This is a genomic window from Phenylobacterium sp. (assembly GCF_036723115.1).
In the GTDB taxonomy this organism is placed as follows: Bacteria; Pseudomonadota; Alphaproteobacteria; order Caulobacterales; family Caulobacteraceae; genus Phenylobacterium.
This window is the reverse complement of record NZ_DAIMHV010000105.1, coordinates 1-9,266: the sequence shown is the minus strand read 5'-3', so window position 1 is coordinate 9,266 and position 9,266 is coordinate 1. Positions and strand designations below refer to the sequence as shown.

Below are 9,266 nucleotides of genomic sequence, written 5' to 3'. Positions count from 1 at the left end.
GGTCCATGGGGGGCTCCTTCTGGCGACCGACGCCCAAACGCGCCGGTCAGACCCCGCCAACAGGTCAGCCCCGTCCCCTGTTCCCCGCAGATTTCGCCCAGCCTCCCACCTTGAGGCCGCCCAGCTTGAGGCGTCTCAGCCTCCCGCGCGCCTCGACTGGGCCAGCGCCGTGCACGAGGCCGAGCCGATGGGCCCTTCCTCGTCATAGAGGAAGCACTCGCCGATGGCGACGCCGTCGGTGGCGCCGTGATTGACCACCTCGAAGCCCACCCACTCGGTCTTCGGCAGGCGGTGCAGATAGACCGTCACATCGCTGTTGATATAGCCCAGCCCCTTGTCGCCGGCGTTGGCGAAGGGACTGGCGAAGTCGGCGGCCACCGCCACGCGGGTGAAGGGGGTCAGGGCGCACCCCTCCACCAGTTCGCGCAGCTCGCTCATCCAGGCCCGCTTGACCCCCACCTCGCCGAAATTGCCGGTGATGCGGCGCATGGCCCACATGCCGCCCATGGCCGTGCGCTGGTCGGCGGGCGGATCGATGTCTGCGGGCTTGGGCGCGTCCCAGTTGGGAGGCGACCACACCTGGCCCTCCGGCGCGGTGGTCCGGCGCAGGAACTGGCAGCTCGCCCGTCCCATGCTGACGCCCCCGCTGATGAACTCGGCGTCCACGACCTTGATGCGGCCGCCGGCGCGGATCACCCGGGTGGTCACCTCGATGGGCGAGAAATCCGGCAGGCGGTACATGTCCACCGTCAGCCGGGCGGGGATGAAGTCCGGATCGCCGTGCTCGGCCTCCAGCACATGGCCCAGCAGGCCGACGATCACACGCCCGTGCAGGGACTGGGGATTCCAGGGCCCGCGACAGGCGGGCGTCGGAAGGAAGCGGCCGTCATCCTGCCGCCGGAAAAAGGGTTCGTTGCTCATCGGGCGCGATCCATCCGGGATTCCGCGCGCGCGGGCAAGCCTCAGTCTGACCCCTTGGCCTCGCGGGTGACGTCCAGCTGGTCGCTCTTCAGGCCGTCGAAGGTGGCCCAGCCGGAATCCCGCCCGGTCTCCGGAAGGCCTTCGGAAATGCCGTCCATGGGGTTGGGATCGATGGCCCGGCCCTGACGATGCAGGTGGGCCTTGGCGATCATGTTGGCGGTCACCGGGGCGGTGAGGAACAGGAAGAGGGTGATCAGCAGTTCGTGCGCCGAATAGGTCCCAACCATGGTCGGGAAAAAGATCATCGAGGCGATGAGGCAGGCCCCCACCCCCAGGGTCGTGACCTTGGTCGGGCCATGCAGGCGGGTCATCAGAGAGGGCATCCGCGCCAGGCCCCAGGAGCCCACGAGCGCGAAGAAGCCGCCGATGACCAGCATCAGCGAAATGAGGATTTCAAAGGGTCCGGCGTCCATCATGGCCTACTCCACCACATCGCCGCGCAGCAGGAACTTGCAGTAGGCCACCGTGCCCACGAAGCCCACCGTAGCCAGCAGCAGGGCGGCCTCGAAATAGACCGCCGAGCCCTGCTGGATCTGCATCATGACGATCAGCGCGATGGCGTTGATCGTCAGGGTGTCCAGCGCCAGGATCCGGTCGGCCGAGGTGGGGCCGCGCACCAGCCGCCACAGGTTGAGAGCCATGGCCAGGCCCACACAGGCCAGGGCGAACATCAGCGCCATTTCGATCATGCGAAGATCCTCATCAGACGCGCCTCATAGCGGCTCTTGATCCGCGCCACCTCCGCCGCCGGATCGGGCGTGTCCAGGGCGTGCACCAGCAGCACCCGCCCACAGGAGGACACGTCGCAGGAGACGGTTCCCGGCGTCAGGCTGATCGTGCCGGCGAGCGCGGTGATGGCCTCGGGCGAGGTCAGGTCCAGGGGCACCACCAGCCAGGCCGAGCGCAGCTTGGCGCTGGGGGTGAACAGGACGATGCGGGCCACCTGGACGCTGGCGGCGATGATGTCCCACAGCACCAGGGCCAGGTAGCCCCAGGTCGCCGGGCCGAACCGCACCCGCGGACGATCGGGCCAGAAGGCGCTGGTGATGATCGGCACCACCAGGCCGATGGCCAGGCCCAGGACGAAGCCCCCGAAGCTCAGCTCGTTGATGAGCAGCATCCACACCACCACCAGGGTGGCGCTGAGGGCGGGGTGCGGAAGAAGCTTGCCGATCATGCCTACGCCTCCCTCAGTTCGCGCCCAGGACCGCGGCGATATAGTCGCCCGGCCGGTAGAGCTGCTCGGCGGTGCGTTCGGCGAAGGCCGTGGCCGGGCCGCCCAGCACGGTCAGGGCCGCCAGGACCAGCAGCAGGCCGGCCACGGCGGCGGGCTGGGCCAGGGGCCGCGCCCCCTGCCCCACCGAAATCTCGCCCGGCGTGGCCGCCGACTTCCAGAAGAGCGCGCTGCCGGCGCGGGCGAAGGCCAGCAGCCCCAGCACGGTCGTCCCCAGCACCGCGGCCCAGATCAGCCAGCCCGCCAGGTCGCCGCGCACGGCGTCCAGGATCAGCAGCTTGCCCGGGAAGCCCGAGAGCGGCGGCAGCCCCACCACCGCCACGGCGGTCAGCAGGAAGAGCACGCTGAGCAGGCCGTTCTGCCGGAAGGGCGGGCTGGGAGTCAGATTGTCCCCATAGTCCCCCCGCCGCGCGGCGATGGCGTCGGTGAGCAGGAAGAGGGCGGCGACCGCAAGCGTGGTGTGGGGCAGATAATAGAGGGCCGCCGCCGTGGAGGCCGGCGTGAACATGGCGATCGTGCTGAGCAGCGTGCCCATGGAGCCCACCACCGCGAAGGCCGCCATCTGGCGCAGATAGCGTGCGCCTAGCACGCCCACGAAGCCCACCACCATGGTGGCCAGCGCCGCCGGGAGCAGCCAGGGCGCCGGCGCCCAGGCCAGCGGCCCGGCCATGTCTCCGAAGGTCACGGTGGTGAAGCGCAGGATGCAGTAGGCGCCCACCTTGGTCATGATGGCGAACAGGGCGGCCATGGGGGCGGCGGTGGAGGCGTAGGTCCGGGGCAACCAGAAGTGCAGCGGCGCCAGGGCCGCTTTCAGGCCGAACACCGCCACCATGAGCAGGCCGCCGGCCAGGATCAGGCCGTGATCGCCCGCCGGCGCCTGGGCGACGATCTGGCCCAGATGGGCCATGTTGAGCGTCCCGCTGACCCCGTAGATCAGGCCCACCGCCACCAGGAACAGGGTGGAGCCCACCAGATTCACCACCACATACTGCACCCCGGCCTTCAGGCGCGCGCCGCCGCCGCCGTAGAGCATCAGGCCGTAGGAGGCGATCAGCAGCACCTCGAAGAAGACGAACAGGTTGAAGATGTCGCCGGTCAGGAAGGCGCCGTTCAGCCCCAGAATCTGGAATTGGAACAGGGGATGGAAGTGCCAGCCCGAGCGGTCCAGCCCCGAGGCGATGGCGTAGCTGACCACCGCCAGGGCGAGGATCGAGGTGGTCAGCAGCATCAGGGCCGAAAGCCGGTCCAGCACCAGGACGATGCCGAAGGGCGCCTGCCAGCCCCCCAAGGCGTAGCTCTGGATCAGGCCGGTGTCGGCCTGGTTCATGAGCAGCACGGCGAAGGCGAGCTGGGCCAGGCAGCCGGCGACGGAGAGGACCCGCGACTCCATCAGCCGGCGCCGCAGGAACAGCAGCATCAGCGGCGCCAGGAGGGCGGGCAGCAGGACGGGCGCGGTCAACCAGTGGTTCACGTCAGCGCTCCACGGGCGGCGGGGTCTCGCCGGCGGCGGCCACGGGCTCGCCGCGGCCGTCCACCTGGTCGGTCCCGGTCTCCAGGAAGGTGCGCAGGGCCAGCACCACCACCAGGGCCGTCATGCCGAAGGAGATGACGATGGCCGTCAGCACCAGGGCCTGGGGCAGCGGGTCGCTGTATTCGGTCAGGCCCTTGGCGTAGATGGGCGGCCGGTCGGTGACCAGTCGCCCCGAGGCGAACAGGAAGACGTTGATCGCATAGGACAGGAAGGCCAGGCCCAGCACCACCGGGAAGGTCCGCCCTCGCAGCACCAGATAGATGCCCGCGGCCGACATCACGCCCACGGCGCTGGCCACCAGAAGCTCGATACTCATCATTGGGGCGTCTCCCCGCTCACCGGCGGCGCCGGTGTCGCCGGCGCGGCCACTTCGGGCGGCCGGCTGGGGTCGATATCCATGGCATGCACATTGGGCGAGGACTTCTCGGCCCGCTGGGCCACGCTGGAGAGATGATGCAGGGCCAGCATGACCGCACCCACCACCGTGCAGGCCACGCCGATGTCGAAGGCCAGCGCGCTGGAGAGGCCCACATCGCCGATCAGGGGGATGTGCACATATTCATAGGCGCTCTTCAGGAAGGGCGCGCCCAGGATCATGGCGCCCAGGCCGGTCGCCGCGGCCACCGTGACTCCGAACCCGATCAGGGCGTGATGGTCGGCCCGCAGCCTCTGATTGGACCAGGAATAGCCGGACGCCATGTACTGCATCAGCAGCGCGATGGAGACCACCAGGCCGGCGATGAAGCCGCCGCCTGGCTCGTTATGGCCGCGCAGGAACAGATAGAGCCCCACCGTCGCCGCCAGGGGCAGCAGCAGCCGCGTGGCCACCACCAGCATCATCGGATGATGCTCGGGGCTGCGCGCCTGGTCCGGGACCCACCTGGACAGGCGGCGGCCCGAGGCCCCGCGTCCGGCGCTTTCCAGCAGGGCGAAGATGGTCAGGGCCGCAATACCCAGGACGATGATCTCGCCGAAGGTGTCGAAGCCGCGGAAGTCCACCAGGATCACATTGACCACATTGGTGCCGCCGCCGCCCGAATAGGAGTTGGCCCAGTGGAACTCCGAGATGGAGGGCGGACCCTCCCGGCGCATCAGGGTCCAGGCCGCGCCGCCCATGAACAGGCCGCCCAGACAGGCCAGGACGCCGTCGCGGGTCCGGCGCGCGGGCGAGCTTTCCACCGGCGTCTGCTTGGGCATCAGGTTGAGCGCCAGCAGCAGCAGGAGGATGGTCACCACCTCCACCGAGATCTGGGTCAGGGCCAGGTCCGGCGCGGAGAGATAGACGAAGGCCAGGGAGATCACGAGGCCGATGACGCTGATGAATATCAGCGACAGGTAGCGATGGCGGTGGCCCAGGACCACGGCGCCCGCGCCCCCCACCAGCAGCAGCCAGGCCACCAGGGCCGAGGCCGGGGCCGGCAGGGTCGGCCGCTCGCCCTGGACATAGCCGCCGCTGACGAAGCCGGCCACGCCCACCAAGGCGCTGGCGGCGATGATCACCGCCAGATAGCGCTGCAGCGAACCATTGTGCAGGCCGTCGCTGGCCCGGCGCGAGCCCATGACCGACCGGTTCACCACCTTGTCGAACAAGGCCTTGGCCTGGGGCAGGCCCAGCGCCGTCCAGAGGGATTCCGCCCGCACATGGAAGGCCAGCAGCACCGCGCCGCCGGCGATGGCCAGGGCGCTGAGCAGCAGGGGCAGGCCAAAGCCGTGCCACAGACTGAGGTGTTTGACCGGCGCGGTCCCGCCGGTGACCGTGGCGGCCACCGCATTGACCAGGTCGCCGGCGATGGCGTGCGGCGCAAGGCCGATGGCCACCACCAGGATGACCAGCAGGGCCGAGGGGGCCCACATGCCGAAGGGCGCCTCGTGGGGGGTGTGCGGATAGCTCTCGCGCCGACCGCCGAAATAGACCCCGATCACATAGCGATAGGCGTAGGCGGCCGAGAAGATGGTGGCGAAGGCCACCACGGCGGGCACCAGCCAGGGCAGGCCGAACACCGTAGTGTGGACCGCCACCTCCAGCATCATCTCCTTGGAGATGAAGCCGTTGAGGGGCGGCAGTCCGGCCATGGAGGCCGCAGCCAGGACCGCCAGGGTGGCGGCGATGGGCATCAGCCCCGCCAGCCCGCCCAACTGTTTCAGATCCCGGGTTCCGGCCTCGTGGTCGACAATGCCGGCGTTCATGAACAGGGCGGCCTTGAAGGTCGCGTGGTTGAGGATGTGGAATACCCCGGCCACGGCCGCCGCCGGCGTGCCCAGGCCGAACAGGAAGGTCAGCATCCCCAGATGGCTGATGGTGGAATAGGCCAGCAGCCCCTTCAGGTCGTCCTTGAAGAGGGCGGTGACCGCCGCGAAGGTCATGGTCACCAGGCCCACGCCCCCCACCAGCAGGAACCAGGCTTCGGTCCCCGACAGGACGGGCCACAGCCGGGCCAGCAGGAAGACGCCTGCCTTCACCATGGTGGCCGAGTGCAGATAGGCGCTGACCGGCGTCGGCGCGGCCATGGCGTGGGGCAGCCAGAAGTGGAACGGGAACTGGGCCGACTTGGTGAAACAGCCCCCCACGATCAGCACCAGGGCCGGCAGATAAAGCGGCGAGGCCTGGATGGCTTCGCGATTGGCCAGGATGACGCTCAGATCATAGGAGCCGGCGATCTGGCCCAGGATCAGCAGGCCGGCGATCAGCGACAGACCGCCCATCCCGGTGACGGTGAGCGCCATGCGCGCGCCCTGCCGGCCCTCCGGCAGGTGGCGCCAGTAGCCGATCAAGAGGAAGGACGAGAGGCTGGTCAACTCCCAGAAGACCAGCAGCAGGAGGATGTTGTCCGACAGGACAATCCCCACCATGGCCCCCTGGAACAGGAGCAGGAAGGCATAGAACCGCCCCATGGGATCGCTCTTGGCCAGGTAGAACCGGGCATAGATGATCACCAGCAGCCCGATCCCCAGGATCAGGCCGGCGAACATCAGCCCCAGCGGGTCCAGGAACAGGTTGAAGTCCAGCCCCAGGCTGGAGAACCAGGGCAGCCGGTACTGCACCACCTCGCCGGCCAGGACGGCCGGCGCCAGGGACAGCAGCATGGCGAGCGCGGTGGCGGTGACGAGGCCTGTGGCGAGCGCACAGGCGTTGCGTCCCAGGCGAATGGCCAGGGCGGGAGCCAGAGCTCCCAGAAACGGCGACAAGGCGATCCACGCCAGGGTCAAAGCGGCCCTCGTGTTGATGGCGTCCGAACGGGAAGACGCCCATCAATAGCGACAGGTCGTCGCGCCCCCAATGAAATTCCCGTTATTGCGGAGCTCCTGGGCCGGTCTCGGCCGCACGCCCCCGCCCGGCCTCCCTACTTTGGACGGCCGGGTTCAGTCCTTCAGGTCGCGGGCCTCAGCGGCGGCGGAACTGCGGACGCTGACCGCCGCCCATACGCGGGCCCTCGGTCTTGTGGCGGTAGGTGATCCGACCCTTTTCCAGGTCGTAGGGCGTCATTTCCACCGTCACCCGGTCGCCCACCAGCGAGCGGATGCGGTTCCGCTTCATGCGCCCGGCCGTGTAGGCCAGGATGGTGTGTTCATTGTCCAGCTGCACCCGGAACCGGCCCTCGGGCAGCAGCTCGGTGATGACACCTTCGAACTCGATGAACTCTTCCTTGGACATGGCGGTCCTTTCCTGCTGGTCGGCGACGGCGAGAACCGACCTGCCCGGAGGGGGACAGGCCCAGCCCCGCTTGCGGCGGGGGATCATCCCTGCCCCCGGCTGAGCGGGGGCGATTCTACGGATCACACAGCCAAAAGCCGCCGATCGGCGCCACGCGGGGGGCGCGGGAGATCAGCGCTGTCGGCTTAAGCGATCGCGCGGAGACGGACGAAGGTCGAGCGTCGCGCGACGATATGTCGAGACCTGTTAGGTAGGCCTTCAAGCCCCAAATGTCCACCCGGCGCCGCTGCGCCCCCGCGTCCAACTGAGATTCCGGATCGTGATCCGATTTCCGTGAACTCGGGTCAGGGTCTAGAGAGACCTCCATGGAAGCCAAGTACGATGTGGTGGTCGCCGGCGCCGGCGCCGCCGGGATGATGTGCGCCGCCCAGGCCGGCCAGCGGGGCCGCCGTGTTCTGGTGATCGACCATGCCAAGGCGCCCGGGGAGAAGATCCGCATCTCCGGCGGGGGCCGCTGCAACTTCACCAATATCCACACCGCCCCGGCCAACTTCCTGTCGGACAATCCGCGCTTCTGCATCTCGGCCCTGCGCCGCTACACGCCCCGGGATTTCATCGCCCTGGTGGACCGGTACGGGATCGCCCACCACGAAAAGACCCTGGGCCAGCTCTTCTGCGATGGTTCGGCCCGCCAGATCATCGACCTGCTGCTGGCCGAGATGAGCAAGGGCGGGGTCGAGCTTCGCCTGCAGACCGCCATCACCGAGTTCGCCCGGACCGGGACGGGGTTCGCGCTGCAGACCACGGGCGGGCCGGTCGCCTGCGACAGCCTGGTCATCGCCACCGGCGGCAAGTCGATCCCGAAGATGGGCGCCACAGGCTTCGGCTATGAGGTCGCCCGCCAGTTTGGCCTGCGGGTCACCGAGACCCGGCCGGCCCTCGTGCCGCTGACCTTCGACGTCTCCCTGCTGGAGCGCACGGCCCCCCTGTCCGGCGTGGCCGTCGATCCGGCGCAGGTGAGCGTGGGCAGGACCCGCTTTTCCGAAGCCCTGCTCTTCACCCACCGGGGCCTGAGCGGCCCGGCCATCCTCCAGGCCTCGTCCTACTGGCGCGAGGGCCAGGAGATCGAGGTGGCGCTGGCGCCGGGCCTGGACGTGTACGCCGAGCTGCGCGCGGCCCGCACCCGCCGGCCCAAGGCCGCCCCGGCCACGGTGCTCTCCGACCTCCTGCCCAAGCGCCTGGCCCAGCTCATCGCCGAAACCCACGCGCCGACCGGCAACATGGCCGACCAGTCCGACAAGGTCCTGCGCGCCCTGGCCGAGGCCGTGAACGCCTGGCGGGTCAAGCCCGTGGGCTCCGAGGGCTACCGCACCGCCGAGGTCACCCTGGGCGGGGTGGACACCCGCGACCTTGAGTCCCGCACCCTGGCCGCCCGCGACGTGCCGGGCCTCTATTTCATCGGCGAGGTGGTGGACGTCACCGGCTGGCTCGGCGGCTACAACTTCCAGTGGGCCTGGGCGTCGGGCTGGAGCGCGGGGCAGTCGGTCTGAGGCCTAAACGCCATCAAACAGAACGCTCAGCGCCCGGCGAGTCGCTGACGGCCTGTGGGACGCGCATGGGTCATGCGCATAATCTACGCGCTTCCAAGACGCGCGTCACCGCGTCATCGGCTGCCCGCTTAAGCCGAAGTCCACCTTCGCCACCGCCGCCCAGGGCCCGCCCAGATAGCGCCACACCTCCACCCCGTCGGCGATGATCTCGAAGGGCTCAAACTCCAGTTGCAGCCGCTCGCACAGAGCCCTCGCCTCGGCCGGATCGGCCTTGTTCTGGATGGTGATGTGGGGGCGGAAGGGGGCACGGTCCTGGGG

The 9,266-nt window shown here is 69.3% G+C and carries 10 protein-coding genes; 1 reads left to right on the top strand and 9 read right to left on the bottom strand.

The annotated features are described in order from the left end of the window. Positions 1-135: 135 nt before the first annotated feature. The 8 genes from V7D28_RS11100 to infA all read right to left on the bottom strand — a co-directional run bounded on the left by V7D28_RS11100 (position 136) and on the right by infA (position 7,398). Positions 136-921 carry an acyl-CoA thioesterase domain-containing protein gene (locus V7D28_RS11100; RefSeq protein WP_333587447.1) on the bottom strand — a complete coding sequence of 262 codons (786 nt, stop codon included), beginning with the start codon at positions 919-921 and terminating at the stop codon, positions 136-138. Positions 922-962: 41 nt separating this feature from the next. Further along, on the bottom strand, positions 963-1,397 hold the full coding sequence (locus tag V7D28_RS11095; protein WP_333587446.1) for a Na+/H+ antiporter subunit G: 435 nt from the start codon (positions 1,395-1,397) through the stop codon (positions 963-965). 3 nt (positions 1,398-1,400) lie between these two features. After that, positions 1,401-1,670, bottom strand: coding sequence for a K+/H+ antiporter subunit F (locus V7D28_RS11090; RefSeq protein WP_333587445.1), 270 nt, complete (start codon positions 1,668-1,670; stop codon positions 1,401-1,403). Beyond that, complete coding sequence (locus tag V7D28_RS11085) at positions 1,667-2,158, bottom strand: Na+/H+ antiporter subunit E (RefSeq protein WP_333587444.1); 492 nt, start codon at positions 2,156-2,158, stop codon at positions 1,667-1,669. Before V7D28_RS11085 ends, V7D28_RS11090 begins: the two co-directional genes overlap by 4 nt. Positions 2,159-2,171: 13 nt before the next feature. Beyond that, positions 2,172-3,686: a monovalent cation/H+ antiporter subunit D gene (locus tag V7D28_RS11080; protein ID WP_333587443.1), complete on the bottom strand. Its 1,515-nt coding sequence runs from the start codon at positions 3,684-3,686 to the stop codon at positions 2,172-2,174. Between the two features lies 1 nt (position 3,687). Beyond that, positions 3,688-4,062 (bottom strand): Na+/H+ antiporter subunit C, encoded by a 375-nt coding sequence (locus tag V7D28_RS11075; RefSeq protein WP_442957929.1) that lies wholly within the window; start codon positions 4,060-4,062, stop codon positions 3,688-3,690. Beyond that, positions 4,062-6,953, bottom strand: a complete 2,892-nt coding sequence (locus V7D28_RS11070; RefSeq protein WP_333587441.1) for a monovalent cation/H+ antiporter subunit A — start codon at positions 6,951-6,953, stop codon at positions 4,062-4,064. Before V7D28_RS11070 ends, V7D28_RS11075 begins: the two co-directional genes overlap by 1 nt. Positions 6,954-7,128: 175 nt before the next feature. Continuing rightward, positions 7,129-7,398 carry a translation initiation factor IF-1 gene (infA, locus tag V7D28_RS11065; RefSeq protein WP_300574777.1) on the bottom strand — a complete coding sequence of 90 codons (270 nt, stop codon included), beginning with the start codon at positions 7,396-7,398 and terminating at the stop codon, positions 7,129-7,131. Between the two features lie 365 nt (positions 7,399-7,763). Here infA and V7D28_RS11060 point away from each other — a divergent pair, with 365 nt between their 5' ends. Beyond that, the gene (locus tag V7D28_RS11060; protein ID WP_333587440.1) at positions 7,764-8,948 is read left to right on the top strand and encodes an NAD(P)/FAD-dependent oxidoreductase; all 1,185 of its coding nucleotides are present in this window, start codon (positions 7,764-7,766) and stop codon (positions 8,946-8,948) included. 105 nt (positions 8,949-9,053) lie between these two features. Here the strand turns inward: V7D28_RS11060 and V7D28_RS11055 are convergent. Beyond that, positions 9,054-9,266: 2'-5' RNA ligase family protein (locus V7D28_RS11055; RefSeq protein WP_333587439.1), on the bottom strand; the 213-nt coding region annotated here is incomplete at its 5' end.